Annotated in this window: 21 protein-coding genes and 1 pseudogene; 13 read left to right on the plus strand and 9 right to left on the minus strand. The window is 72.3% G+C overall.

Annotated features, from left to right (window positions below):
* Nucleotide 1: 1 nt before the first annotated feature.
* Both ACZ499_RS08795 and iolC read right to left on the minus strand, forming a co-directional pair.
* Nucleotides 2-901 carry a Cgl0159 family (beta/alpha)8-fold protein gene (locus ACZ499_RS08795; protein ID WP_468673372.1) on the minus strand — a complete coding sequence of 300 codons (900 nt, stop codon included), beginning with the start codon at nt 899-901 and terminating at the stop codon, nt 2-4.
* Nucleotides 898-1,869, minus strand: a complete 972-nt coding sequence (gene iolC / locus ACZ499_RS08800) for a 5-dehydro-2-deoxygluconokinase (protein ID WP_468673373.1) — start codon at nt 1,867-1,869, stop codon at nt 898-900. Before iolC ends, ACZ499_RS08795 begins: the two co-directional genes overlap by 4 nt.
* A 141-nt stretch (nt 1,870-2,010) precedes the next feature.
* Between iolC and ACZ499_RS08805 the strand changes: the two genes are divergently transcribed.
* The 5 genes from ACZ499_RS08805 to ACZ499_RS08825 all read left to right on the plus strand — a co-directional run bounded on the left by ACZ499_RS08805 (nt 2,011) and on the right by ACZ499_RS08825 (nt 7,286).
* Nucleotides 2,011-2,913 carry a sugar phosphate isomerase/epimerase family protein gene (locus ACZ499_RS08805; protein ID WP_468673374.1) on the plus strand — a complete coding sequence of 301 codons (903 nt, stop codon included), beginning with the start codon at nt 2,011-2,013 and terminating at the stop codon, nt 2,911-2,913.
* A 3-nt stretch (nt 2,914-2,916) separates the two neighbouring features.
* Nucleotides 2,917-3,936 carry a Gfo/Idh/MocA family protein gene (locus ACZ499_RS08810; protein WP_468673375.1) on the plus strand — a complete coding sequence of 340 codons (1,020 nt, stop codon included), beginning with the start codon at nt 2,917-2,919 and terminating at the stop codon, nt 3,934-3,936.
* Nucleotides 3,937-4,249: 313 nt separating this feature from the next.
* On the plus strand, nt 4,250-4,453 hold the full coding sequence (locus tag ACZ499_RS08815; protein WP_101388375.1) for a helix-turn-helix transcriptional regulator: 204 nt from the start codon (nt 4,250-4,252) through the stop codon (nt 4,451-4,453).
* A 130-nt stretch (nt 4,454-4,583) separates the two neighbouring features.
* Nucleotides 4,584-4,895 carry a heavy-metal-associated domain-containing protein gene (locus ACZ499_RS08820; RefSeq protein ID WP_385540686.1) on the plus strand — a complete coding sequence of 104 codons (312 nt, stop codon included), beginning with the start codon at nt 4,584-4,586 and terminating at the stop codon, nt 4,893-4,895.
* 114 nt (nt 4,896-5,009) lie between these two features.
* Entirely contained in the window at nt 5,010-7,286 is a 2,277-nt protein-coding gene (locus ACZ499_RS08825; protein ID WP_468673572.1) for a heavy metal translocating P-type ATPase, read from the plus strand.
* A gap of 480 nt (nt 7,287-7,766) precedes the next feature.
* Here ACZ499_RS08825 and ACZ499_RS08830 read toward each other — a convergent pair whose 3' ends face one another.
* Together ACZ499_RS08830 and recD2 are read right to left on the minus strand one after the other, a co-directional pair.
* Nucleotides 7,767-9,065: a citrate synthase gene (locus ACZ499_RS08830; protein WP_371652797.1), complete on the minus strand. Its 1,299-nt coding sequence runs from the start codon at nt 9,063-9,065 to the stop codon at nt 7,767-7,769.
* A 179-nt stretch (nt 9,066-9,244) separates the two neighbouring features.
* Entirely contained in the window at nt 9,245-11,461 is a 2,217-nt protein-coding gene (gene recD2, locus ACZ499_RS08835; RefSeq protein ID WP_468673376.1) for an SF1B family DNA helicase RecD2, read from the minus strand.
* Nucleotides 11,462-11,759: 298 nt separating this feature from the next.
* Between recD2 and ACZ499_RS08840 the strand changes: the two genes are divergently transcribed.
* Nucleotides 11,760-12,185: a DUF937 domain-containing protein gene (locus tag ACZ499_RS08840; protein WP_468673377.1), complete on the plus strand. Its 426-nt coding sequence runs from the start codon at nt 11,760-11,762 to the stop codon at nt 12,183-12,185.
* Nucleotides 12,186-12,225: 40 nt separating this feature from the next.
* On the opposite strand, the gene ACZ499_RS08845 is transcribed toward ACZ499_RS08840, so the two are convergent.
* Nucleotides 12,226-13,032, minus strand: coding sequence for an SDR family NAD(P)-dependent oxidoreductase (locus ACZ499_RS08845; RefSeq protein ID WP_468673378.1), 807 nt, complete (start codon nt 13,030-13,032; stop codon nt 12,226-12,228).
* Between the two features lie 140 nt (nt 13,033-13,172).
* Nucleotides 13,173-14,258 carry a LacI family DNA-binding transcriptional regulator gene (locus ACZ499_RS08850; RefSeq protein ID WP_468406784.1) on the minus strand — a complete coding sequence of 362 codons (1,086 nt, stop codon included), beginning with the start codon at nt 14,256-14,258 and terminating at the stop codon, nt 13,173-13,175.
* 192 nt (nt 14,259-14,450) lie between these two features.
* Between ACZ499_RS08850 and ACZ499_RS08855 the strand changes: the two genes are divergently transcribed.
* The 7 genes and pseudogenes from ACZ499_RS08855 (at nt 14,451) to ACZ499_RS08885 (ending at nt 22,069) form a co-directional block, all read left to right on the plus strand.
* Nucleotides 14,451-15,626, plus strand: a complete 1,176-nt coding sequence (locus tag ACZ499_RS08855) for a Gfo/Idh/MocA family protein (RefSeq protein WP_468673379.1) — start codon at nt 14,451-14,453, stop codon at nt 15,624-15,626.
* Complete coding sequence (locus tag ACZ499_RS08860; RefSeq protein ID WP_468673380.1) at nt 15,623-16,795, plus strand: dihydrodipicolinate synthase family protein; 1,173 nt, start codon at nt 15,623-15,625, stop codon at nt 16,793-16,795. Before ACZ499_RS08855 ends, ACZ499_RS08860 begins: the two co-directional genes overlap by 4 nt.
* Entirely contained in the window at nt 16,792-17,709 is a 918-nt protein-coding gene (locus tag ACZ499_RS08865; protein ID WP_468673381.1) for a sugar phosphate isomerase/epimerase family protein, read from the plus strand. The genes ACZ499_RS08860 and ACZ499_RS08865 overlap by 4 nt, the downstream gene beginning before the upstream one ends.
* Before the next feature lie 53 nt (nt 17,710-17,762).
* Nucleotides 17,763-18,233 (plus strand): annotated as a pseudogene (locus ACZ499_RS08870) (GNAT family N-acetyltransferase); the annotation flags it as partial.
* Nucleotides 18,234-18,436: 203 nt separating this feature from the next.
* A complete protein-coding gene (locus tag ACZ499_RS08875) occupies nt 18,437-19,255 on the plus strand; it encodes a sugar phosphate isomerase/epimerase family protein (protein ID WP_468673573.1) in 819 nt (272 codons plus the stop codon).
* Nucleotides 19,256-19,597: 342 nt separating this feature from the next.
* Nucleotides 19,598-21,418 (plus strand): glycoside hydrolase family 3 protein, encoded by a 1,821-nt coding sequence (locus ACZ499_RS08880; RefSeq protein ID WP_468673382.1) that lies wholly within the window; start codon nt 19,598-19,600, stop codon nt 21,416-21,418.
* Between the two features lie 60 nt (nt 21,419-21,478).
* Entirely contained in the window at nt 21,479-22,069 is a 591-nt protein-coding gene (locus tag ACZ499_RS08885) for a hypothetical protein (RefSeq protein ID WP_468673383.1), read from the plus strand.
* Between the two features lie 167 nt (nt 22,070-22,236).
* On the opposite strand, the gene ACZ499_RS08890 is transcribed toward ACZ499_RS08885, so the two are convergent.
* From ACZ499_RS08890 to ACZ499_RS08900, 3 genes are all read right to left on the minus strand, one after another.
* Nucleotides 22,237-23,649 carry a S28 family serine protease gene (locus ACZ499_RS08890; RefSeq protein ID WP_468673384.1) on the minus strand — a complete coding sequence of 471 codons (1,413 nt, stop codon included), beginning with the start codon at nt 23,647-23,649 and terminating at the stop codon, nt 22,237-22,239.
* 129 nt (nt 23,650-23,778) lie between these two features.
* Nucleotides 23,779-24,165: a hypothetical protein gene (locus ACZ499_RS08895; RefSeq protein ID WP_468673574.1), complete on the minus strand. Its 387-nt coding sequence runs from the start codon at nt 24,163-24,165 to the stop codon at nt 23,779-23,781.
* Nucleotides 24,166-24,265: 100 nt separating this feature from the next.
* Nucleotides 24,266-24,631 (minus strand): hypothetical protein, encoded by a 366-nt coding sequence (locus tag ACZ499_RS08900; RefSeq protein WP_468673385.1) that lies wholly within the window; start codon nt 24,629-24,631, stop codon nt 24,266-24,268.
* Nucleotides 24,632-24,698: the final 67 nt, after the last annotated feature.

Here is a 24,698-nt window from a genome sequence, read left to right on the forward strand (position 1 = left end):
CCTACCCCCTCAGCAGCCCGGCGGCGGTGTCGACCGCGCCCGCCACGTCGCCGTCGGCCGGATAGAGCAGGGTGCGCCCGGCCACCAGCCCCTGCACGGTGGGCAGTCGCAGCGCGCCGCGCCACTTCTCGTACGCCGCCTCCTGCTCTCCCACGGTCTTGCCGATGTCCCCGCCGAGCAGCACGGCGGGCAGCGTGGTGGTCGCCATCACCCGGGCCATGTCGTCCGGGTTCTCGGTGACGGGCACCTTCAGCCAGGTGTACGCCGAGGTCCCGGCCAGCCCGGAGGCGATGGCGAGCGAGCGCGTCACCGCGTCCGCGCTGAGATCGTTCCGCAGCCGTCCGTCGCGCCGGTGACAGATGAACGGCTCCACGAAGACGGGAAGTCGACGCTCCGCCATCTCGTCGATGGCGCGGGCCGCCGAGTGCAGCGTGTTGAGCGAGCCGGGGTCGTCGTAGTCGACCCGCAGCAGCAGCTTGCCCGCGTCGAAGCCGAGCCGGGCGAGGTCCTGGGCGCGGTGGCCGGTGAAGCGGTCGTCGAGCTCGAAGGAGGCCCCGGCGAGCCCGCCCCGGTTCATCGACCCCATGACGACCTTGTCCTCCAGGGCCCCGACCAGCAGCAGGTCCTCCAGGATGTCCGCGCTGGCGAGCACCCCGTCGACGCCGGGCCGGGACAGCGCGAGGCAGAGCCGTTCGAGCAGTACGGAACGGTCGGCCATGGCGAAGGCGTCGTCGCCGACGCCCAGCGCGCCCCGGGCGGGGTGGTCGGCCGCGATGATCAGGAGCCGCCCGGCGCCCCGCACGAGCGGACGCCGTTCACGCCGGGCGGCGGCTTCGGCGACGGCCTCCGGGTTCCGGGTGCGCACCCGGGCGAGGTCGCCGGGGCTGATGCGGATGCTCACGCCTGTCCCCCCGTCAGTACGCGCTCGACCTCGGCCGGGTACGGCATGGCGGAGGAGCAGGCGAGCCGGGATGCGACGATCGCGCCGGCGGCGTTGGCGTACCGCATCAGCCGCTCGGTGTCCCAGCCCGCCAGCAGCCCGTGGCAGAGCGCCCCGCCGAACGCGTCCCCGGCGCCGAGCCCGTTGACCACCTCCACGGGGACGGGCGGCACCTCGGCGGCGCTCCCGTCCCGGTGGACGGCGAGCACCCCGTCGGGCCCCTGTTTGACGACGGCGAGCTCCACCCCTAGCGCGAGCAGCGCCCGGGCGGCGGCGTGCGGCTCCCGCTCCCCGGTGGCCACTTGGCACTCGTCGAGGTTGCCGACGGCGACGGTCGCGTGGCGCAGGGCATCGCGGTAGTACGCCCGCGCCTCCGTCTGATCGCCCCAGGCTGTGTCCGTCCAAAACGCCGGCCGCCAGTCGAGGTCGAAGACCGTGGTGCCGCTGCGGGCCCGGGCGGCCAGCGCCGCCAGCGTGGTGGACCGGCTCGGCTCGACGCTCAGCCCCGTGCCCGTGACCCAGAAGATCCGCGCCGCGCGGATCGCGTCCAGGTCGAGGTCCGCCTCGTACAGCTCCAGGTCGGGGGCCTTGGGCTCACGGTAGAAGTACAGCGGGAAGTCGTCCGGCGGGAAGATCTCGCAGAAGGTGATCGGCGTCGCCAGGCCCGGCACGCTCTTCACCCAGCGCGCGTCGACCCCGAACTCGCCCAGCTCCGTGCGCAGATACTCCCCGAAGGGGTCCTCGCCGGTGCCGGTGATCACGGCCGTGCGGCGCCCGAGCCGGGCTGCCGCGACCGCCACGTTGGAGGGCGAGCCGCCGAGGAACTTACCGAACGAGGTCACCCGGGAGAGCGGCACGCCGGTCTGGAGCGGGTAGAGGTCCACCCCGATCCGCCCCATGGTGATCACGTCGTACGGAACCGCCTCCATGCACGCCCCCTTCATCGGCGACCCCTAGGGCCTGTCCGGCGGATCCAGGTCTAGCGGCCCGGCCCGGCCCTGTCAATCTTTTGTCCTTACATTCGGACGTAGTCTTGACACCGTTCCGGCGCCCCCGGAAGGCTGGCTCCCATGACGACGGCCAAGACTCGCATCCGGATCGGCTCGGCCCCCGACTCCTGGGGCGTCTGGTTTCCCGACGACCCCCGCCAGGTCTCCTGGTCCCGCTTCCTCGACGAGGTCGCCGGGGCCGGATACGGCTGGATCGAACTCGGACCGTACGGCTATCTCCCCACCGACCCGCAGCGCCTCGCCGACGAGACCGCGCGCCGGAACCTGCGCGTGTCGGCCGGGACCGTTTTCACCGGGCTGCACCACGGCCCGGCGGTGTGGGAGACGACCTGGGAGCACGTGGCGGACGTGGCCGAGCTGACCCGGGCGACCGGCGCCGGGCACCTCGTCGTCATCCCGGCTTTCTGGCGCGACGACAAGACCGGTGAGGTCCTGGAGAGCGCGACGCTCACCGCCGCACAGTGGCGCGATCTCGCCGGGCAGACCGAACGGCTCGCCCGCGAGGTGCGCGAACGGTACGGGCTGCGGATCGTCGTGCACCCGCACGCCGACACCCATGTCGACAGCGAGGAGAACGTCGCCCGCTTCCTCGACGCCACCGACCCCGACCTGGTGAGCCTCTGTCTGGACACCGGGCACTACGCCTACTGCGGCGGCGACAGCGTCAAGCTGATCGAGACGTACGGGGAGCGGATCGGCTACCTCCACCTCAAGCAGGTGGACCCGGACATCCTGGCCCAGGTGCACGCCGAGGAGCTGCCGTTCGGGCCCGCCGTGGCCCGGGGCGTGATGTGCGAACCGCCCGCCGGGGTGCCCGCGCTCGAACCGGTGCTGGCCGCCGCCCAGGCTCTCGACGTCGACCTCTTCGCGATCGTGGAGCAGGACATGTACCCGTGCGATCCGGACCGGCCGCTGCCGATCGCCACGCGCACGCGCGCGTTCCTGCGCTCCTGCGGGGCGTGAGCCATGGCCTCCGCACCGCTCGGGATCGCCGTGATCGGCACCGGCAAGATGGGCGCCGACCACGTCCGCCGCCTCACCACCGTGACCGGCGGGGCCCGGGTCGCCGCCGTCGCCGACATCGACGCGGAGCGCGCCAAGGCCGTAGCCGGCCCGATCGACGGCTGCACCGCCCATACCGACCCGGTGGCCGCGATGGCCGCGCCGGGCGTCGACGCGGTCCTGATCGCCTCCTCGGGCCCGGCCCACGAGCCCGCGCTCCTGGAGGCGTTCCGGCGCGGGCTGCCCGTCCTGTGCGAGAAGCCGCTCACCCCGGACCCGGGCGGGGCACTGCGGGTCCTGGAGGCCGAGACCCGGCTCGGGCGCCGCCTGGTGCAGGTGGGGTTCATGCGGCGGTACGACGCGGAGTACGTACGCCTCAAGGCTCTGCTCGACGAGGGCGGCCTCGGACGCCCGCTGTTCCTGCACTGCCGCCACCGCAACGCCTCCTCCCCCTCGTTCTTCACCACCGAGATGCTGATCCGCGACTCCGTGGTCCACGAGGTCGACGCGGCCCGCTGGCTGCTCGGCCAGGAGCTCACCGCCGTCCAGGTGCTCCGCCCGCGTCCCTCCTCGTACGCCCCGGAAGGCCTGGGCGACCCGCAACTCGTGCTGTTCGAGACGGCGGGCGGCGCGGTCGTCGACGTCGAGATCTTCGTCAACTGCGGCTTCGGGTACGAGGTGCGCTGCGAGGCCGTCTGCGAGCGCGGCGCCGCCTCGACCGGCGCCGGGACCGGCCCGGTGGTCCGCTCCGGCGGGCGCTGGGGCGGCGAGATCCCGCAGGACTTCACAGCCCGCTTCGCCGACGCGTACGACCGCGAGGTGCAGGCGTGGGTGGACGCCACCCGGCAGGGCCGCGTCGAGGGACCGAGCACCTGGGACGGCTATATGGCGGCCGTGGTCTGCGAGGCGGGCGTACGGGCCCAGCGCTCGGGCGAGCGGGTGGCGGTCGAGCCCGCGCTGGAACGGCCGGGGCTGTACGCGTAACCGACGGGGCCGGGTTGCAGCGGCCGCTGTCGCTGTAGGGAGCGTGCGCCTGCGGCTACGTGCGCCCAGAGCGTGCCCCCGCGTGCCCCGGCCCCTCCCGGTCGTCTCATTCATCCCATGTGTCACAACCGTCCCCCTCACGTCACACATGTCTCCATTACGCGGGTCTTGCGTCACAGGGACGCGACAGCCACACCCCCGCCTCAACTGTCCATCGTTCAACAGGAAGGCTGAGTGATCGTCAAGTGCCCGCGCCCAGCTCCCCCGACGGCCGTCAGACCGCCGCTGCGGCGCACGCAGGGAGGTGCCCACCATGACCGACCGACGGCTCTGGTCGTACAAGGAGATCGCCGCGCACATCCGCGTACAGCCGGACACGGTCCGCTCGTACCGCAAGCACGGGCTGCTGCCCCCGCCCGACACGGTCGAGAACGGCAAGCCCTTCTGGTACGCCGACACCATCCGCACCTGGGTCGCGCGCCGCCCAGGGAACCGGAGCCGCAGGGCGAACGACTGACTGAGGAGGTGGAGCGGTTACTGGATTAATACCCCCTAGGGGTATAACGTGGATCCTGTCAGAGGGCCCCGGCCTTCCCGTGGCCCTCTGGTGCACCATGGATCCGTACCGCCCCGAAGAGGAGAACTCCATGACCGCCGAGACCGAAGCCGCCGTCGCCACAACCGGCTCCTGCTGCTCGCCCGCCGGTTCCTGCCACAGCGCCGGCCCGGCCGACGTCCAGGTCGGCTCCGTCACCACCGTCTACCGGGTCTCCGGTATGACCTGCGGGCACTGCGAGGGCGCCGTGTCGGGTGAGATCGGCGAGATCGCCGGCGTCGGTTCGGTGAAGGCCGTCGCCGCGACCGGCGAGGTGACCGTCGTCTCGGCCGCGCCGCTGGACGACGAGGCCGTCCGCGCGGCGGTCGACGAGGCCGGCTTCGAGCTGGTCGGCCGGGCCTGAAAGCCCGATCTTCCTCTTCCGGGCCGTACGACGAGCGCTTCCGCGCCGTACGGCCCGGTCTCTTTTTCAGGAGCTCACGTGGAAAGCAACCTGGTCGAACTGACCATCGGCGGCATGACCTGCGCCTCGTGCGCGGCCCGCATCGAGAAGAAGCTGAACCGGTTGGACGGGGTGGAGGCGACGGTCAACTACGCGACCGAGAAGGCGAAGGTCGCCTTCGGCGACGGCGTCGAGGTGGCGGGGCTGGTCGCGACGGTCGTCAAGATGGGGTACACCGCCGAGTCACTGGCGCCTCCGGAGCCCCCACCGCCTCCCACGCCCCTGGCGGCCGAGCCCCTGCGGGAGACCATAGGGGCCACCACCGCGCCGGAGGCCGACCGGCGGGAGCCGATCGCACCCCGCACCGACGCGGCGGGAGCCGCCGAGAGCAGGGCGGCGCAGGCGCTGGCCGCCCTGCGGCAGCGGCTCCAGGTCTCGGCCCTGCTCGCCGCGCCCGTCGTCCTGCTCGCCATGGTCCCCTCACTCCAGTTCGACAACTGGCAGTGGCTGAGCCTGACGCTCGCCGCGCCGGTCGTCGTCTGGGGCGGACTGCCCTTCCACAGGGCCGCCTGGACCAATCTGCGCCACGGCGCGGCCACCATGGACACCCTCGTCTCGGTGGGCACCCTCGCCGCGTTCCTCTGGTCGCTGTGGGCGCTGTTCTTCGGCGACGCGGGGATGCCCGCGATGCGCCACGGGTTCGACGCCACCGTCAGCCGCGCGGACGGCGCCTCCACCATCTACCTGGAAGTCGCCGCCGGCGTCGTCACCTTCATCCTGCTCGGCCGCTACCTGGAGGCCCGCTCCAAGCGGAAGGCGGGCGCGGCCCTGCGGGCGCTGCTCGAACTCGGCGCCAAGGACGTCGCCGTCCTCCGTGGCGGCAGTGAAGTGCGCGTACCCATCGGCGAGTTGCGCGTCGGGGACCGGTTCGTGGTGCGGCCCGGCGAGACGGTCGCGACCGACGGGACGGTCGTGGAGGGCGCGTCCGCCGTGGACACGTCCATGCTGACCGGCGAGTCCGTCCCCGTCGACGTGAGCGCGGGCGACGGCGTCACCGGCGCCACCGTCAACGCGAGCGGCCGTCTGGTCGTCGAGGCGACCCGGGTCGGCGCCGACACCCAGCTGTCCCGGATGGCCCGCCTGGTGGAGGACGCGCAGAACGGCAAGGCAGAGGTCCAGCGCCTCGCCGACCGCATCTCCGGCGTCTTCGTCCCCGCCGTGCTGCTCATCGCGCTCGGCACGCTCGTCGTCTGGCTGCTCGCCACCGACGACATCATGGCCTCCTTCGCGGCCGCCGTCGCGGTCCTGATCATCGCCTGCCCGTGCGCCCTGGGGCTCGCGACCCCGACCGCGCTCATGGTCGGCACCGGCCGCGGCGCCCAGCTCGGCATCCTCATCAAGGGCCCCGAGGTCCTGGAGACCACCCGCCGCGTCGACACCGTCGTCCTCGACAAGACGGGCACGGTCACCACGGGGCGGATGACCCTGTACGACGTGTACGCGGCGGACGGCACCGACGACAAGGAGGTGCTCCGGTACGCGGGCGCCCTGGAGCACTCCTCCGAGCACCCCATCGCCCGCGCCATCGCCCAGGGTGCCGCCGAGCGGGCCGGGGAGCTGCCCGTGCCCGAGTCCTTCCTGGCCCTGCCCGGGCGCGGGGTGGAGGGCGTGGTGGAGGGGCACGCGGTCTTCGTGGGCCGGGGCGTCGAACTGCCCCCCGCGCTCGCGGCCGCCAAGAAGGCCGCCGAGGCAGACGGTCGTACGGCGGTCGTGGTGGCCTGGGACGGGGCCGCCCGGGGCGTCCTGACCGTCGCCGACGCGGTGAAGGAGACGAGTGCCGAGGCGGTGTCCCTGCTGCGCGGCCTCGGGCTGCGGCCGGTACTGCTGACCGGGGACAACCGGGCCGTGGCCGAGTCGGTGGCGGCCCGGGTCGGGATCGCCGCTGAGGACGTCCACGCCGAGGTGCTGCCCGAGGAGAAGGTCGACGTGGTCAAGCGGCTCCAGGCCGAAGGCCGTTCGGTGGCGATGGTGGGCGACGGCGTCAACGACGCGGCCGCGCTGGCCACCGCCGATCTGGGTCTGGCGATGGGCACCGGAACGGACGCGGCGATAGAGGCGTCCGACCTGACCCTCGTACGGGGGGACTTGCGGGTCGCGGCCGACGCGATCCGGCTCTCCCGGCGGACCCTGTCGACCATCAAGGGCAACCTGTTCTGGGCCTTCGGCTACAACGTGGCCGCGGTTCCGCTCGCCGCGGCGGGCCTGCTGAACCCTATGATCGCGGGCGCGGCTATGGCGTTCTCCTCGGTCTTCGTGGTAACCAACAGCCTACGGTTGCGCTCCTTCACCTGATCTCCACAAAGAGAGCTAGATCACAGAGATTATGAGGTAACCATCGGACGGGTTCGGGAGTCTAAGTGGTCGATGCCGAGGACGTCTTGGGGGACGTCCATGGAATGTCTTGGGGGACGTTCCAGGCAGCGCGTTGGCCGGGGCACGTACAACGGGGAGCTTTGAGCGGCCCACCCGTTACGTACGTACCCCGGCAGACCGCCGGACTCCCGGCCGGATCCCGTGGGGGGAATCCGCACCGGGTAATGGGAAGCGCCCCGGCCGCCGACCCGTGGGGGGATCGGTGGGCGGGGCGCTTCTGTATTTTTTTGAGGCTCGGTTCGCCTCCGGGGCGCAAAAGCCGTTGTCGAGACGGCGATCGTGCTCGACCCTCCTTCGTCGGGCCTCCGCGCGTTCGCCGTCTCGACAACGGCACACCCCTTCGACTCATTCGCCGGGGGTTGGGGGCATCCCGAACCCAGGGGGTTGCAAGCGATCGGGTTAGCGGGCCTCGACCGGGACGAAGTCGCGCAGGACCTCGCCCGTGTAGATCTGGCGCGGGCGGCCGATGCGGGAACCCGGCTCCTTGATCATCTCGTGCCACTGGGCGATCCAGCCCGGGAGGCGGCCCAGGGCGAACAGGACCGTGAACATCTCGGTCGGGAAGCCCATCGCGCGGTAGATCAGACCCGTGTAGAAGTCCACGTTCGGGTACAGGTTGCGCGAGACGAAGTAGTCGTCGGAGAGCGCGTGCTCCTCCAGCTTCAGCGCGATGTCGAGCAGCTCGTCGGACTTGCCGAGGGCCGACAGGACGTCGTGCGCGGCAGCCTTGATGATCTTCGCGCGCGGGTCGAAGCTCTTGTAGACCCGGTGGCCGAAGCCCATCAGACGGACGCCGTCCTCCTTGTTCTTCACCTTGCGGATGAAGGAGTCGACGTCGCCGCCGTTGGCCTGGATGCCTTCCAGCATCTCCAGGACCGACTGGTTGGCGCCACCGTGCAGGGGGCCCCACAGCGCCGAGATGCCCGCCGAGATCGAGGCGAACATGTTGGCCTGCGACGAGCCGACCAGGCGGACCGTGGAGGTCGAGCAGTTCTGCTCGTGGTCCGCGTGCAGGATCAGCAGCTTGTCGAGCGCCGAGACGACGACCGGGTCCAGCTCGTACTCCTGCGCCGGGACCGAGAACGTCATCCGCAGGAAGTTCTCGACGTAGCCGAGGTCGTTGCGCGGGTAGACGAACGGGTGGCCGATCGACTTCTTGTACGCGTACGCCGCGATCGTCGGAAGCTTGGCGAGCAGGCGGATCGTCGAGAGGTGACGCTGCTTCTCGTCGAACGGGTTGTGGCTGTCCTGGTAGAACGTGGACAGCGCCGAGACGACCGAGGAGAGCATCGCCATCGGGTGGGCGTCCCGCGGGAAGCCGTCGAAGAAGCGCTTGACGTCCTCGTGCAGCAGCGTGTGCTGGGTGATCTCGCTCTTGAACGTCGACTGCTGGTCGACCGTCGGCAGCTCGCCGTTGATGAGCAGGTACGCGACCTCCAGGAAGGTCGAGCGCTCAGCCAGCTGCTCGATCGGGTAGCCGCGGTAGCGCAGGATGCCCTGTTCGCCGTCGAGGTAGGTGACCGCGGATTTATAGGCGGCCGTGTTGCCGTATCCGCTGTCCAGGGTCACGAGACCGGTCTGGGCCCGGAGCTTCCCGATGTCGAAGCCCTTGTCGCCGACGGTGCTGTCGATCACCGGGTAGGTGTACTCGCCATCGCCGAACCGCAGTACTACAGCGTTGTTAGCGTTCTCGCTCACGTCATCCCTCACCGACGTAGTGCCTCTTCTTCGAGGTGCCCTGACTGTCTCTACCATCCCCCACTTGGCTCAGCAGAGTGCACTCGGGGTCGCCCGTTGGGCTCATTAGCGGCACTCAGTGCCGTCAACCTGCTCATCCTGCCCCCTTCGCCCCGGTTCTGGAAGCCCCAGGTGATGTTTCACACCAAACCGCCTCCTGACAGCCGGTGAGCGAGTGCGGTAAAGCGTCTGCCTGCGGAAACCGTACGCACTGCCTGGCCGATCGCCTTGCGGGACCCCACCAGTACGACGAGTTTTCTGGCCCGGGTCACCGCCGTGTAGAGCAGGTTCCGCTGAAGCATCATCCAGGCGCCCGTGGTGACCGGGATCACCACCGCCGGGTATTCACTGCCCTGCGAGCGGTGGATCGTCACCGCGTACGCATGGGCCAGCTCGTCCAGTTCGTCGAAGTCGTACGGCACCTCCTCGTCCTCGTCCGTCAGCACCGTCAGCCGCTGTTCGTCCAGGTCGAGCGCGGTCACCACGCCGACGGTGCCGTTGAAGACACCGTTCTTGCCCTTCTCGTAATTGTTCCGGATCTGCGTGACCTTGTCGCCCACCCGGAACACCCTGCCGCCGAACCGCTTCTCCGGCAGATCGGGGCGGGCCGGCGTGATGGCCTGCTGGAGGAGGCCGTTGAGGTTGCCCGCGCCCGCCGGGCCGCGGTGCATCGGGGCGAGCACCTGGATGTCGCGACGGGGGTCGAGGCCGAACTTGGCGGGGATGCGCCGCGCCGCCACGTCGACGGTGAGCCGCCCGGCGTCCTCGGTCTCCTCCTCCACGAAGTGGAAGAAGTCGCTGAGGCCCTGGGTGAGCGGCGGGACGCCGGAGTTGATGCGATGGGCGTTGGTGACCACGCCGGACTGCTGGGCCTGGCGGAAGATCCTGGTGAGGCGCACCCTCGGCACCGGTCCGCCCTCGGCGAGCAGATCGCGCAGCACCTCGCCGGCGCCGACCGAGGGCAGTTGGTCCACGTCGCCGACCATCAGCAGGTGCGCGCCCGGGGCGACCGCCTTCACCAGCTTGTTGGCGAGCAGCAGATCGAGCATCGAGGCCTCGTCGACCACGACCAGATCGGCGTCGAGCGGGCGGTCCTTGTCGTACGCCGCGTCGCCGCCCGGTCTCAGCTCCAGCAGGCGGTGCACCGTCGACGCGTCGGCGCCGGTGAGCTCGGCGAGCCGCTTGGCGGCGCGGCCGGTGGGCGCGGCGAGCACCACCTTGGCCTGCTTGGCCCGGGCGAGCTCGACGACGGAGCGCACGGTGAAGGACTTGCCGCAGCCGGGGCCGCCGGTGAGCACCGCGACCTTGCTGGTCAGGGCGAGCCGCACGGCTTCCTGCTGCTCGGGGGCGAGCTCGGCGCCGGTGCGCGCGGCGAGCCAGGACAGGGCCCGGTCCCAGTCCACGTCCTGGAAGCCCGGCATCCGGTCCTCGCCGGTGCGCAGCAGCCGGACGACCTGCGCGGCGAGGGAGAGCTCGGCGCGGTGGAAGGGGACCAGATAGACGGCGTTGACCCGCTCGGCCCCGCCCACCGGGCCCGGGACCGGCTCGCGGACGACACCCTCCTCGGCGACCAGCTCGGCCAGGCAGTCGATCACCAGGCCCGTGTCGACCTGGAGGAGCTTCACCGAGTCCGCGATGAGCTGCTCCTCGGGCAGGAAGCAGTGGCCCTGGTCGGTGGACTGGGACAGCGCGTACTGCAAACCCGCTTTGACGCGCTCCGGGCTGTCGTGCGGGATGCCGACGGCCTGGGCGATGCGGTCGGCGGTGAGGAAGCCGATGCCCCAGACGTCGGCGGCCAGCCGGTAGGGCTGGTTCTTCACCACGGAGATCGAGGCGTCCTCGTACTTCTTGTAGATGCGCACGGCGATGGAGGTGGAGACGCCGACCCCCTGGAGGAACACCATCACTTCCTTGATGGCCTTCTGCTCCTCCCAGGCGGCTCCGATGAGCTTGGTGCGCTTGGGGCCTAGGCCGGGCACCTCCACGAGGCGCTTGGGCTGCTGCTCGATGACGTCGAGCGTGTCCGTGCCGAAGTGCTCCACGATGCGGTCGGCGATACGGGGGCCGATGCCCTTGATCAGGCCCGAGCCGAGGTAGCGCCGGATGCCCTGGATGGTGGCGGGCAGCACGGTCGTGTAGTTCTCCACCGTGAACTGCTTGCCGTACTGCGGATGCGAGCCCCAGCGGCCCTCCATCCGCAGCGATTCGCCCGGCTGCGCGCCGAGCAGCGAGCCGACCACCGTGAGGAGATCGCTACCGCCGCGCCCGGTGTCGACCCGGGCGACCGTGTAGCCGTTCTCCTCGTTGGCATACGTGATCCGCTCCAGGACCCCTTCGACCACCGCGAGATTGGACATGATCCGACGCTACCCGTGGGCTCGGACACCGCGGGGCGCCTGTGGATAACTTTCCCGTGGGGGACGGCTGTTGGAGGCGCCGGAATTCAAGGGGGCCCGGTCCGTATGACCGGGCCCCTCGATTCCCTCCCCTGTCCCTCCCCAATCGGCATTCCCTCGGATCCCCCCGGATCCCTCCCCTGGAACGCCGACGCAAAGTAAGACACCCATCACGCCACAAGGGTTGTACGACTGCGGGCAGTAGTTTTTCCGGAATCTCGACGTGCCGACAAAGGGGGCCGGTCGTAGCGTTTCGCCCATGAGTGACGATTCCAGCTTTGAACAGGATGTACTGAACGAGCTGGGGGACGACGGGCTGCAGCAGCTCGCCCAGCAGCTCGGTACGGATCCGGCCGGCGCCCAGCGCGTCGTGGAGTCGGCGGCCTCCGAGCTGGCCGACGGGCTGCCCCCGGACGCGGTGGCGTCGGAGGCGGCGGCACCCCCGCAGGATGCACGGCCACAGGACGCGCCCCTGCGGGGCGTGGCCACGCTCGGCGGCCTCGGGGCGGTCGGCGGCGGCCTGATGGCCGGGGTCCTGGCGAAGGCGACGAAGCCGGTGGCCACGGCGGTCGCGAAGAAGACGGGCCTCCCGGTCGCGACGGTGACGCGGGGACTTGAGCTGCTGGTCCCGGTGGTGCTGGCGGTACTGAGCAAGCGGGGCGCGGCGGGCAAGGGGCCCAAATAGCCCACCGGGACCGCACCCCGGGCCCCAGACCCCTACGGGGTCACACCCCCTTCAGATACCCCCCGTCCACCACGAAGTCCGCCCCCGTCGTGCTGCCCGACCTCGGGGACACCAGCAGGGCCACCGCGTCCGCTATCTCCTCGGGCGTGACCAGGCGGCCCGTGGAGACGTTCATCATCTGGGGGGCCAGGGTGTCCATCACCGTGTCGCGGTCCGAGCCCGCCATCGCCGCGATGACGTCCGCCGCGCCGCCCTCCTCGGTCCACCACGCCGTCCGCACCGCACCCGGCGACACCGTGTTGAAGCGGACGCCCTGGGGGGCGTACTCCTCCGACAGGACCTTCGTGAAGTTGGTCAGGGCCGCCTTCGCCGCGCCGTACTCGGCGTTGCCGACCGCGGGCTGACGCGCCAGGCCCGTCGAGACGTTGACGACGGCGCCGCCGCCCTCGGCGAGCAGGTGCGGCAGGGCCGCGCGGACCGCCCGTACCGCCGAGAACAGGTTGAACTCGAAGATGGCTGCCCAGTCCGCGTCCGGCGCGTCCAGGAACGACGTGCGCGGCAGAGACACGCCCGGCGGCGGGCCGCCCGCGTTGTTGACCAGGATGTCCAGAGCGCCGAACTCCTCGACCGTACGGGCCACCACGCGCGCGGGGGCCTCGGGGTCCATGAGGTCGGCCGCCACGTGGACGAGCTCGGGGCGGGCCAGCTTCTCCAGCTCCGGGCTGGTGCGGCGGGACACCGCGACCACCCGCGCGCCCTCGTCGAGCAGCGTGCGCACCACCGCCAGGCCGATGCCCTTCGAGGCACCGGTGACGAGTGCGGAGCGGCCGGAAAGTTGCAGGTCCATGGGGTTGTCTCCTCGGGTGCGGCCCTCGCCCCGGACGGGCGAACCGGAGGCCGTGCACCTGATCCTGTTCTGCCGCGCCCCCGCTCGCTGGCGGGAATCCGGCACCGAGTTGCACCCCGCCGAAGACCCCCGCACGTCCTCTACGCGCGCGTACGACCGGTCGAGCCCCGGACCATCAACTCGCCGTGCACCGTGGCGATCCCGCCCGGCGGCACCGGCTCCTTGCCCATCGCGAGCCGTCCCGCCCGCGCCCCCGCCTCGTACAGCGGCAGCCGTACCGTCGTCAGGGCGGGGACGGCGTCCGTGCTGAACGGGAGGTCGTCGAAGCCCGCCACCGAGACGTCGTCCGGGATGGACAGACCGCGGTCGCGCAGGGCCGCGCAGGCGCCGAGCGCGACGGTGTCGTTGGCGGCCACGACCGCCGTCAACGACGGGTCGAGGCGCAAAAGTTCGAGGGTCGCGTCGTAGCCGGAGCGGCGGTCGTACGAGCCGTGGACGAGCGGGCCGGGCGCCACGCGCGCGTCCGCGAGCGCGGCCAGGTGGCCCTCGACGCGGTGCCGGGTCGTCGTGCGCTCCTCGGGGCCCGCGACATAGCCGATGCGGCGGTGGCCGAGCGCGAGCAGATGCTCCGTCAGCCGACGGCTGCCACCCCGGTTGTCGAAGGTGAGCGTCGCCGCGACGGGCCCGGCGGGCCGGGCGTCGACCCGCGCCCCCGCCCCGGTGGCGGGCCCGGAAAGCGCCAGCGGCGGCCGTCCGCACAGCACGATCCGTGCCCCCGCCTCCGCCAGCCGCCCCAGCTTCGCCGCGACCGCCGCCGCGTGGCCGGGGTCCTCCAGGGCGCCGCCGGTGAGGATGACCGCCGCCGCGCGCTGGCGCTGGAGCAGGGTGAGGTAGGTGAGTTCGCGCTCCGGCGAGCCCCCCGTGTTGCAGACCACGGCCAGCTTCTCGCGGGCCCCGGGGCCGCCGCCGATCTCCGACTGGGCCGCGCCCGCCATGATGCCGAAGAAGGGGTCGGCGATGTCGTTGACGAGTATGCCGACCAGGTCGGAGGTGGCGGCGGCGAGCGAACTCGCGGGCCCGTTCAGGACGTAGTCCAGTTCGTCGACGGCCCGCAGGACGCGCTCGCGGGTGGCCGCGGCGACCGGATAGTTGCCGTTGAGCACCCGCGAGACGGTCGCCGGGGACACCCGGGCGCGCGCCGCCACATCCGCGAGGGTCGCTGTCATCTCTGCCTCCGGGCACGTCTTTTGGGCACTTGGGGTGGTCCGCCGCGCGCCTCTTGTCGGCGGCGCTGTGCGCAGGCTAGCGTCCCCCTCGATAGAAAGCGCTTGCTACAGCTGTTACCAGTAGATCACCGCTGGATCACCGCGCCCCGCCAGCCGGTACGGAAGGGGCTGAGGGGATTGAAGGGGCTTCAGATGACACCCACACCTGCACGCCGGACCGTGCGGATCGCCATGAACGGCGTCACCGGCCGCATGGGCTACCGCCAGCACCTCGTACGCTCCCTGCTCGCCCTGCGCGACCAGGGCGGCCTGGACCTCGGCGACGGCACGGTCCTGTGGCCCGAGCCCGTCCTGGTGGGCCGCCGCGAGCCCGCGCTGCGGGCCATCGCCGAGCGGCACGGGCTCGCCCACTGGTCCACCGACCTGGACGCCGTGCTCGCCGAGGACACCGTGGAGATCTACTTCGACGCCCAGGTCACCTCCGCCCGCCAGGAGTCCCTCGCCAGGGCGATCGCCGCGGGCAAGCACGTCTACACCGAGAAGCCCACCTCGACCGGCCTGTCCGGCGCCCTGGAGCTCGCCCGGCTCGCCCGGGACGCCGGGATCAAGCACGGCGTCGTCCAGGACAAGCTCTTTCTGCCGGGCCTGCTGAAGCTGAAGCGGCTGGTCGACGGCGGCTTCTTCGGCCGGATCCTGTCGGTTCGGGGCGAGTTCGGCTACTGGGTCTTCGAGGGCGACTGGCAGAGCGCCCAGCGCCCGTCGTGGAACTACCGCGCCCAGGACGGCGGCGGCATCGTCGTCGACATGTTCCCGCACTGGGAGTACGTGCTGCACGAGCTCTTCGGCCGCGTGACCTCCGTACAGGCGCTGGCGACCACGCACGTTCCGCAGCGCTGGGACGAGGGGGGCAAGCCGTACGACGCGACCGCCGACGACGCCGCGTACGGGATCTTCCAGCTGGAGGGCGGCGCGGTCGCCCAGATCAACTCGTCCTGGGCGGTCCGCGTGCACCGGGACGAGCTGGTCGAGTTCCAGGTGGACGGCACCGAGGGCTCGGCGGTGGCGGGCCTGCGCACCTGTCGCGCCCAGCACCGCGCCGCGACCCCCAAGCCGGTGTGGAACCCGGACCTGCCCGCGACCGAGTCGTTCCGCGAGCAGTGGCAGGAGGTGCCGGACAACACCGGGCCCGGCACCGGGTTCGACAACGGCTTCAAGGCCCAGTGGGAGCTCTTCCTGCGCCATGTGGCTCTCAACACCCCCTACCGCTGGGATCTGTTGGCGGGCGCGCGCGGAGTGCAGCTGGCCGAGCTGGGGCTGCGGTCCTCGGCCGAGGGCCGTCGTATCGAGGTGCCGGAGATCGCGCTGTGAGCCTGCTGCTGCCGCGCGCGGGCGGGGCGCTCGTACGGTACGAGCCGCGCCCCGACCCGGTCGCCGTCGCCCCGGGCGGCCCGCCCGTCTCCCGTACGGTCTTCTCGGCGGCGCACGTCGTCGCCGACCCGTACGCCGACACCGCGCCCGGAGGACCGGCGGCCGTCGACTGGGAAACCACGCTCGCCTTCCGCCGCCATCTGTGGGCGCACGGACTCGGTGTCGCGGAGGCGATGGACACCGCGCAGCGCGGGATGGGCCTGGACTGGGCCGGGGCCGCCGAGCTGATCCGGCGCTCGTCCGCCGAGGCGCGGGCGGTCGGCGGGCGGATCGCGTGCGGGGCGGGCACCGACCAGCTGACCCCGGCCGCCCCGGACTCCCCGAACGCCTCGCTCGCCGAGGTGACGGCCGCGTACGAGGAGCAGCTCGCCCTCGTCGAAGGCGTCGGCGCCCAGGCGATCCTGATGGCGTCGCGGGCGCTGGCGGCGGTGGCGCGCGGCCCGGAGGACTATCCGGCGGTGTACGGGCGGCTGCTGGAGCAGACCGCCCGGCCGGTGATCCTGCACTGGCTCGGCCCGATGTTCGACCCGGCGCTCGCCGGGTACTGGGGCTCACCGGACCTGGACACGGCCACGGAGGCGTTCCTGGGGATCGTCGCCGCCCACGCGGAGAAGGTCGACGGCGTCAAGGTGTCGCTGCTCGACGCCCGCCGGGAGGTGGAGCTCAGACGGCGCCTGCCGGACGGTGTGAAGTGCTACACGGGCGACGACTTCCACTACCCCGAGCTGATCGAGGGCGACGAACAGGGCTTCAGCCACGCCCTGTTGGGGATCTTCGACCCGCTTGGCCCGATGGCCGCGGACGCGGTACGGGCACTGGACGCAGGCGATCCCGCGGGCTTCCGCAAGCGTCTGGACCCGACCGTCGAGCTCGCCCGCCACCTCTTCGGGGCGCCGACCCGCTTCTACAAGACCGGCGTGGTCCTGCTCGCCTGGCTGGCGGGCCACCAGGACCACTTCACGATGGTCGGCGGCCTCCAGTCGGCCCGCTCGCTGCCGCATCTGGCGCGGGCGTACGAACTGGCCGACGGTCTGGGCCTGTTCCCGGACCCGGAGGCGGCCGAGTCCCGTATGCGCACCCTGCTCACGGTCTACGGAGTCACCTCATGAGCCCCCTCGATCCCATGAACCTCTCCCGTCTCAGCATCAACCAGATGACCGTGAAGCAGCTCTCGCTGCCCGAACTCGTCGGCGCCTGCGTGGAGTCGGGCGTGCCGGGCGTCGGGCTCTGGCGCGAGCCCGTCCGGGCTTACGGCGTCGAGGCGGCCGCGCGGCTCGTCCGGGACGCCGGGCTGAGCGTCACCACGCTGTGCCGGGGCGGTTTCTTCACGGCGAGCGAGCCCCACGCGCGCGTACGTGCGCTCGACGACAACCGGGCGGCGATCGACGAGGCGGCGGCCCTGGGCACGGACACGCTGGTCCTTGTCTCGGGCGGACTGCCCGAGGGCAGCCGGGACCTGGCCGGGGCGCGGGAGCGGGTCGCCGACGCCCTGGCCGAACTCGGGCCGTACGCACGCGCCCGGGGCGTACGCCTGGCGATCGAGCCGCTGCACCCGATGTACGCCTCGGACCGCTGTGTCGTGTCCACCCTCGGCCAGGCCCTGGAGCTCGCCGAGCGGTTCCCGGCCGAGGAGGTGGGGGTCGTCGTCGACACCTACCACGTCTGGTGGGACGACCTGGCCCCGGCCGCCGTGTCCCGCGCCGGGGCGGGCGGGCGCATCCACTCCTTCCAACTGGCTGACTGGATCACACCGTTGCCCGCCGGCGTCCTGACCGGGCGCGGCCAGCTCGGGGACGGTGTGATCGACCTGTGGGGGTGGTACGAGCGGGTGGGCGCGGCGGGCTACCCGGGCCCCGTGGAGGTCGAGCTGTTCAACGAGGGGCTGTGGGGGCGGAAGGGGGTGGAGGTGCTCCGGGAGACCGTGGAGCGGTTCGAGGCGGTGGTGCGAGGCGAATCGGTTTCGCGGGGTGGCTCGGTTTCGCGGGGCGGACCGGTGGAGACCTCCGGGTCCGCCGTACGGTGACGTCCGCCCGGCATACTGGCCCCGTGGCCGACACACACTCCACCTCGCCGCGCGCCGGGCCCGTCCTGCGGGACCCCCGCCCGGGCGGCCTGGGCTGGATCGCGGAGCGGCACGGCGCGCTGTACGCCGCCGAGTGCGGGCGGAACACCGCCTTCGAGGGTCTGGTCGCCGGGATCGTCGCGGCCTTCGCCCGGGACCACGACCCGCGTCTGGAGCGCGTCCGGATCGCGGAGCTGGACGGGCGCCGCGCCGGGTGCGTGATGTGCGTACGCGACGACGCGCCGGCCACCGCGCGGCTGCGCCTGCTCCTCGTGGAACCCGGGGACCGTGACCACGGCCTCGGGGACCGGCTGGTGGCGGAGGTCGTCGCCTTCGCCCGCGAAGCGGGCTACCGCGAGCTGGTGCCGTGGACCAACGACGTGCTCGCGGCCGCCGGCGCGCTCTGTCTGCGCCACGGCTTCACCCTCGTGGCCGAGAAGCCCCACCGCTCCTACGGCGCCGACCTGGTCGGCCAGGACTGGCGGCCAGGGCCCGTTCCGAGTTCCCCGTCGTCCGCGCGAAGCGCGGGCGCAGCGGCGTTCGGTGCGTGCGCTCGGCGTGCGGCGTCGCAGGTCATGTGGCGGAGCCACCTGTCCTGCGACGCCGTGCGCCGAGGGTGCTTGCCGGGCGTCGGGGCGCAGGCGGGGAACTCGGAACGGGCCCTGGGCCTGGTGGACCGGTGAGCGGCGTGCGGTACGCGTTCTCCACCCTCGGGGTGCCCGGCCTCCCCGTCGCCGACGTCGTCCGCCTCGCCGTCGCGCACGGCTACCACGGCGTCGAGCTCCGCGCCCACCCGGAGGAGCCGGTGCACCCCGGCATCGGCGCCCGCCAACGGGCCGACGTGGCTGTGGAGTTCGCGGCGCACGGCGTCCGCGTGCTCACCGTCGCCGGGTACGCGCGCGTGGCCGACCCCGACGACGCCGAGCGGCTGGACGCGCTGGTGGACCTCGCGTACGACCTCGGCGCCTCGTACGTACGCGTCTTCCCCGGCGGCCGGGGCGGCCCCCAGGACGACGGCGTGGCCGTGCGGCGGCTGCGGTCGGTGGCCGCGCTCGCCGCCGACCGGGGGGTGCGCGTCCTGCTCGAAACACATGACTCCCACCGGACGGGCGCGGCCGTCGCCCGCGTCCTGGACCGGGTCGACGCGGCCGAAGTAGGCGCGCTGTGGGACGTGATGCACACCTGGCTCGGCGGCGAGAGCCCGGCCGAGTCGTACGCGGCACTCGCCCCGCATCTGGGATACGTCCAGGTCAAGGACATCGCCTCGGCCGACGACACCACCCCGCTGCCGATCGGCGCCGGGGTGCTGCCGCTGGCGGACTGCCTGGCGCCGCTCGGCCCCGACGGCTGGCTGTGCTGGGAGTACGAGAAGCGCTGGTACCCGGACGCGGCGCAGCTGCCGGGGCTGCTGACGGCCGGTCGGGAACGGCTGGCCGCGCTGCTCACGGGGGCAGTGACACCGGCGCCTCCCCGCCCACCGGGAACGCCGCCTCCCGTCCACCCCTGACCCACTCGAACCCTCCACCCCGCGGGCCCGGTTCCCTACCTTTTTCCCGGAACGGGCCATGGCCGGGAACCCCGCGGTGACGGGCCCCGTCCAAGTGCCGTACTGCCGGTGAGTCTCCGCAGAGCGGTGTCGGTCCTCGCTGCTGGCTGCGTACGGCCGACTCCCCTCTCCAACCGCCTGCGGCCGGCAGCGCAGCCGCCACCGGTGCGCCCCCTCCGACTGCGCCGGTGGCGGCCGCCCCCTTTTTCCGGGTCCGGCGGTGCGCGCCCCCTTGACCGGCAATAACTTTCCGGTTATCCGTTCGGTTTGGAAGTTTCTTCCAGACCTAGGGATGGAGTGCCCGTGTCGCACCGCACCTCCAGACGCACCCTCCTCGCCACCGCCGCCGCGACGGCCGCCGCGGCCGCCGTCGGACCCGCGCTCCCCGCGTACGCCGAGGCGCGGCGCGCCCCGAACGACCGCCTGCGCCGGATCGTCTCCCGGATGTCCCTGGCGGAGAAGGTCGGCCAGCTCTTCGTGATGCGGGTGTACGGACACTCCGCGACCGCGCCCGACCAGGCCGACACCGACGCCAACATGAGCGAGATGGGCGTGCGCACCGCCGCCGAGCTCATCGCCAAGTACCACGTCGGCGGCATCATCTACTTCAGCTGGGCGCACAACACCCGCGACCCGCACCAGATCGCCCGCCTCTCCAACGGCATCCAGCGGGCGGGCCTCTCCCAGCCCACGCCCGTACCGCTGCTCATCGCCACCGACCAGGAGCACGGCATCGTGTGCCGGGTCGGCTACCCCGCCACCCTCTTCCCGGGCGCGATGGCGCTCGGCGCCGGGAGATCGGCGCGCGACGCCCGTACGGTCGGGCGCGTCGCCGGGGCCGAGCTGCGCGCGCTGGGGATCCGGCAGAACTACTCCCCCGACGCCGATGTGAACGTCAACCCGGCCAACCCGGTCATCGGCGTCCGCTCCTTCGGCGCCGACCCGGCGGCGGTCGCCAGGATGGTGGCGGCGGAGGTGCGCGGCTACCAGGAAGCGGGGGTCGCGGCGACCGCCAAGCACTTCCCCGGGCACGGCGACACCACGGTCGACAGCCACACCGGCATCCCGGTGATCACCCACAGCCGTCAGGAGTGGGAGGAGCTGGACGCGCCGCCGTTCCGGGCCGCGGTCGCCGCCGGGATCGACTCGATCATGACGGCGCACATCCAGTTCCCGGCGTTGGACGCGTCCAACGACCCGGCGACGCTGTCGCACCCGATCCTCACCGGGATCCTGCGCGAGGAGCTCGGCTACCGCGGGGTGATCGTCACCGACTCGCTCGGCATGCAGGGCGTACGGGACAAGTACGGCGACGACCGGGTGCCGGTGCTCGCCCTGAAGGCCGGGGCCGACCAGCTGCTCAACCCGCCGGACCTGGCGGTGGCGTGGAACGGTGTGATGGCGGCGGTCACCAGTGGCGAGATCAGCACGGCCCGGCTCGACGAATCGATCCTGCGGATCCTTGGACTCAAGGAGCGGCGCGGCCTGTTCAGCCATCCGTATGTGTCGGAGCCCGACGTGGACCGGGTGGTGGGCACCCGGCCGCACCTCGCCGCCGCCGACGCGGTGGCCGAGCGGACGACGACCCTGCTCGTCAACACGGGCGGGCTGCTCCCGCTGTCACGGCGAAGCCACCGCAACGTGCTGGTCGTCGGCGCGGACCCGGCGTCGCCGTCCGGGACGACCGGGCCGCCGACGGCCGTCCTGGCCAAGGCCCTGACCGAGCTGGGCTTCACCGCCACCGCGCTGTCGACCGGAACCCTGCCCACGCAGGCGCAGATCGACGCGGCGGTGGCGGCGGCACGGGGCAGGGACGCGGTGGTGGTGGGCACGTACAACGCGGGGCCGGGCGGGGCGCAGGCCCGGCTGGTGGCGGCGCTCGGCGCGACGGGTGTGCCGGTGGTGCACCTCGCGATCCGCAACCCGTACGACATCGCCCACCTCAGCGGGTACACGGCCTCGCTCGCCACCTACTCCTGGACGGACGTCGAACTGCGGGCGGCGGTACGGGTCCTGGCCGGCAGGGCCGCGCCGGCCGGGCGGCTGCCGGTGGCGGTGCCGCGCGGGGACGATCCGGCCCGGGTTCTGTACCCGATCGGATTCGGTCTGTCGTTCCAGAGATAACCCCTGGGCCCTCTGGCGTGTTCTCGCGGTGAGCGGTCACGCTGGTACGGGGGGTCCGACATGTACGAGTACGGTGCCGCAAGACTGGTTCGGGCCGTTTCGGCCGCGCTCTGGGCCGGGACGCTGCTGCTGACGGGCTGCCAGAGGACACCGGCCGCCCCGGCGGCTCCCCTGGCCTCGGCCCCCACACCGTCCTACGGCGCCACGTTCCTCGGGCCCGGGGACTGCGCGGCGCGGGGGCAGACGTTCCGCGAGGTGCCGTGCACCAGCGAGCGGGCGGTGGCACGGGTCTCCGTGCGCAGCGAGGGGGCGCGGACGGCCGGGGCGGCGGGGTGCCCGCTGAACACGGACTTCGTGCTGTACATCGGGGGCGAGGGCGCCTCGGGCCACGCCTGTATGCGCAACCTGGAGGCGCCACACCCGGGCGACCCGGGGATGGGCGGCGGCCCCTTCACGGTGGTGGGCGACTGCGTCTACCACGCGGGGGCGGACCAGGTGAAGGAAGCCCCGTGCGACGGGTCGGGCGCCAACCCGCCGGAGTACAGGGTGACTTCGGCGGTGCCCCGCCGCCCGGACTGCCCGGCGTCGACGGCGCTGTACGTGGAGCTGCCAGGGGGCGGGGACGGGGTGGGGTGCGCGCGGCGGCTGTGATTCCCCGAGGGGCTACGCCCTCGGACCCCGTTCGTCTGCGGGCCGTCCCTGGTTGCTCGCGCAGTTCCCCGCGCCCCTGATGGGCGCCCCGAAGGGGCGCATTCAAGGGGCGCGGCGAACTGCGTGACAAGCCCCCACCGGCCCGCAGACGAACACCGGACCCGCTCCTACGGCCGCAGCGTCGGCTCGCGCTCGATGGACTGGCGGTCCAGGACCGCGTCGTAGCGCGCCAGGGGCTTGGCCTGGGTCGCGGTCGTCGCGGGCACGCCCGCCCAGCGCAGGATCGCCGACGTCGCCGTCGCCTTCTGCTCGGCCGCCAGGCCCGCCACCTTCGAGCCGTGGTTGCCGCCCGCGACCGTGAACACGTACGAGTCACGCGTCCCCGCGCCGAGGCGGAAGCGCTCCGCGCCCCACGGGTCGTTCTGGCCGTACACGTACAGCATGTGGTCGGCGTGGTGCCGGACCCAGGTGTCGACCTGCGGCATCGCCGCCGGGTGGAAGCGCATCGGGATGGAGCGCGGGACGAAGTGGCGCGGGGGCTGGTAGCCGTAGCGGCTCAGACCGCCGAGCCAGGGCTGCTCGATGGTGGGCGAGCCGAGCTGCGTGCCCGCCTGGTAGTAGTACGGCGTGTACGGCTCCAGGCCCTGGTCCGTGTAGAACGAGAAGCCGGAGATCGTGTCGACCGTGTCCCAGATCGCCTGGTCGGTCGCGTGCCGCGCGTCCGCCGGGATGGTGCCGCAGTCCGAGAGCAGGCTGTACTGCCAGAACGCCCACACGTAGTCCAGCACGACCGCCTCGTACGACCTGTCGAGGGAGCCGGTCGTGGTGAAGGTGTAGCCGTTGGCCTTCGCGTACTCCGCGTACTTCAGCTCCAGCGGCTTGCGGCGCACCAGCGCCTCGCGCTGCACCGCCTCCAGCTTGTCGCGGCACTCCTTGGTGCCGACGTTCCGGAAGAAGCGGTCGTACGCCGAGTCCTCGTCGTTGACCACGTCGTTGGGGGCGACGTACGCCACCACGCCGTCCATGTCCTTGGGATAGAAGCGCTTGTAGTACGTCGCCGTCATCCCGCCCTTCGAGCCGCCGGTCGTCAGCCAGTTCTTGCTGTACACCGGCTTGAGAGCCTCGAAGATGCTGTGCTGGTCGCTGGCCGCCTGCCAGATGTCCAGCTTGTTCCAGTCCGCCGGGGCGGGGCGGGACGGGGTGAAGTAGCGGTACTCGACCGAGACCTGGTTGCCGTCGACGATCTGGGTCGGCTCGGAGCGGCTCGGGTTGGTCGACACGTTGTAGCCGCTGGTGTACATGACCGTCGGGCGGCCGGTGTCCTTGTGCAGCAGGGTGATCCGCTGCTGGAAGGTGCCCGCGGCGGGGTTGTGGTGGTCCACCTGCTGGGTGAAATTGAGGACGAAGTACCGGTAGCCGGGGTACGGCTTCTCCTCGATGAGACTCACCCCGGGTATCGCCAGGATGCGGTCCTTGATGTCCGGCTCGGCGGCGGTGGCCGCCCCTGCCGTGGCTCCCGCCACGCTCACCGTGCCTATGAGCACGACGAGTGAAAGAAGCCATCTGAGCGTCTTGCGCATGCACTCTCCCCTGGGGTCACGACGTGACGCGATCGTCGTGAACCTAGCGGGGGCAACACCCGCACCACCAGACCCGGTTGTCCGGCCGCGGTGTTATGGCAGCGTTGTCATCCTCTGCTCAAGGCCGGCTCAGCACAGGATCCAGCCCGTGGAGCCGCTACTGCCCGCCACCGAACCCGACGCCCGTACACAGCGGTTGATCGCGTGCACCGAGACCGGGCCCGCCTGCCGGGTGAACCGGCCGCTGTCCGAGACCGGGCCGCCGCCGCGCGCCTGGATGGTCACCGCCATCTGCCGTCTGGCGCCGGGCGACTTGGCGACCGCGACCGCGCACGCGTAGCCGTGCGTCTTGTAGACCCGCAGCTCGCCGGTGGCGAACTGGACCGTCTTGACCTGCCGGCCGCCGCACGAGGCCGCCGCGTCGGCACTCCCCGCGCCCGGCCCGAGCACGGTCAGGGCAGCCGTCGCCAGGAGTACCGCCAGACCCGGGCCGGCCCGCCCGCGCAGCCCTCGCATTTCCCCACCGAACACGCTTTCCCCCTTCCGTCACATGAGCGTATGTGAGTACGGACGCCTGGGGGCTACCCGCGGTTGCGCCGGAAGTGGGGCGGTCCCGTCAGGCGTTGCTGAGCAGCATCCCGAGGAAGGTCAGCTCCGCGATGAGCTGGACGCACAGGCCCGCTGTCCGCAGCTCCTTGACGCGCCGGGCGCGGTCGGGCACGGCCAGCACGAAGACCAGGGCGAGACCGGCGACGGCGAGGGCCCAGCCGAGCGGGGCGCCGCCCGCCCCGTGGTCGCCGCAGTCCGGGTAGTAGTCGCCGTAGGTCAGGCACCGGGAGAACCGGTCCGAGCTGGCCACGACGAGCACCGCGAGGACCACCGCCGGAATCAGCCCGACCGCCGAGAGCACGGCCGCCGAGCGCAGCCGGGGCAGGGAGGTCGTCGGGGTCGGGGCGGGCTGGGACCCGGTGTTCGTGGTCATGCCCCCGATCCAACCGGGGACGGCCCGCCGCGCGGACCGTCCCCGGTACTCATTTCCGTACGTACGC

This window comes from Streptomyces sp. NPDC031265 (genome assembly GCF_055570295.1).

What these genes read in the sequence shown, in the direction of transcription:
- iolC (WP_468673373.1), bottom strand. Translation starts at nt 1,869, where the DNA reads ATGGAGGCGGTTCCGTACGACGTGATCACCATGGGGCGGATCGGGGTG.
- ACZ499_RS08805 (WP_468673374.1), top strand. Translation starts at nt 2,011, where the DNA reads ATGACGACGGCCAAGACTCGCATCCGGATCGGCTCGGCCCCCGACTCC.
- ACZ499_RS08810 (WP_468673375.1), top strand. Translation starts at nt 2,917, where the DNA reads ATGGCCTCCGCACCGCTCGGGATCGCCGTGATCGGCACCGGCAAGATG.
- ACZ499_RS08815 (WP_101388375.1), top strand. Translation starts at nt 4,250, where the DNA reads ATGACCGACCGACGGCTCTGGTCGTACAAGGAGATCGCCGCGCACATC.
- ACZ499_RS08820 (WP_385540686.1), top strand. Translation starts at nt 4,584, where the DNA reads ATGACCGCCGAGACCGAAGCCGCCGTCGCCACAACCGGCTCCTGCTGC.
- ACZ499_RS08825 (WP_468673572.1), top strand. Translation starts at nt 5,010, where the DNA reads ATGACCTGCGCCTCGTGCGCGGCCCGCATCGAGAAGAAGCTGAACCGG.
- recD2 (WP_468673376.1), bottom strand. Translation starts at nt 11,461, where the DNA reads ATGTCCAATCTCGCGGTGGTCGAAGGGGTCCTGGAGCGGATCACGTAT.
- ACZ499_RS08840 (WP_468673377.1), top strand. Translation starts at nt 11,760, where the DNA reads ATGAGTGACGATTCCAGCTTTGAACAGGATGTACTGAACGAGCTGGGG.
- ACZ499_RS08845 (WP_468673378.1), bottom strand. Translation starts at nt 13,032, where the DNA reads ATGGACCTGCAACTTTCCGGCCGCTCCGCACTCGTCACCGGTGCCTCG.
- ACZ499_RS08850 (WP_468406784.1), bottom strand. Translation starts at nt 14,258, where the DNA reads ATGACAGCGACCCTCGCGGATGTGGCGGCGCGCGCCCGGGTGTCCCCG.
- ACZ499_RS08855 (WP_468673379.1), top strand. Translation starts at nt 14,451, where the DNA reads ATGACACCCACACCTGCACGCCGGACCGTGCGGATCGCCATGAACGGC.
- ACZ499_RS08865 (WP_468673381.1), top strand. Translation starts at nt 16,792, where the DNA reads ATGAGCCCCCTCGATCCCATGAACCTCTCCCGTCTCAGCATCAACCAG.
- ACZ499_RS08885 (WP_468673383.1), top strand. Translation starts at nt 21,479, where the DNA reads ATGTACGAGTACGGTGCCGCAAGACTGGTTCGGGCCGTTTCGGCCGCG.
- ACZ499_RS08890 (WP_468673384.1), bottom strand. Translation starts at nt 23,649, where the DNA reads ATGCGCAAGACGCTCAGATGGCTTCTTTCACTCGTCGTGCTCATAGGC.
- ACZ499_RS08895 (WP_468673574.1), bottom strand. Translation starts at nt 24,165, where the DNA reads ATGCGAGGGCTGCGCGGGCGGGCCGGCCCGGGTCTGGCGGTACTCCTG.
- ACZ499_RS08900 (WP_468673385.1), bottom strand. Translation starts at nt 24,631, where the DNA reads ATGACCACGAACACCGGGTCCCAGCCCGCCCCGACCCCGACGACCTCC.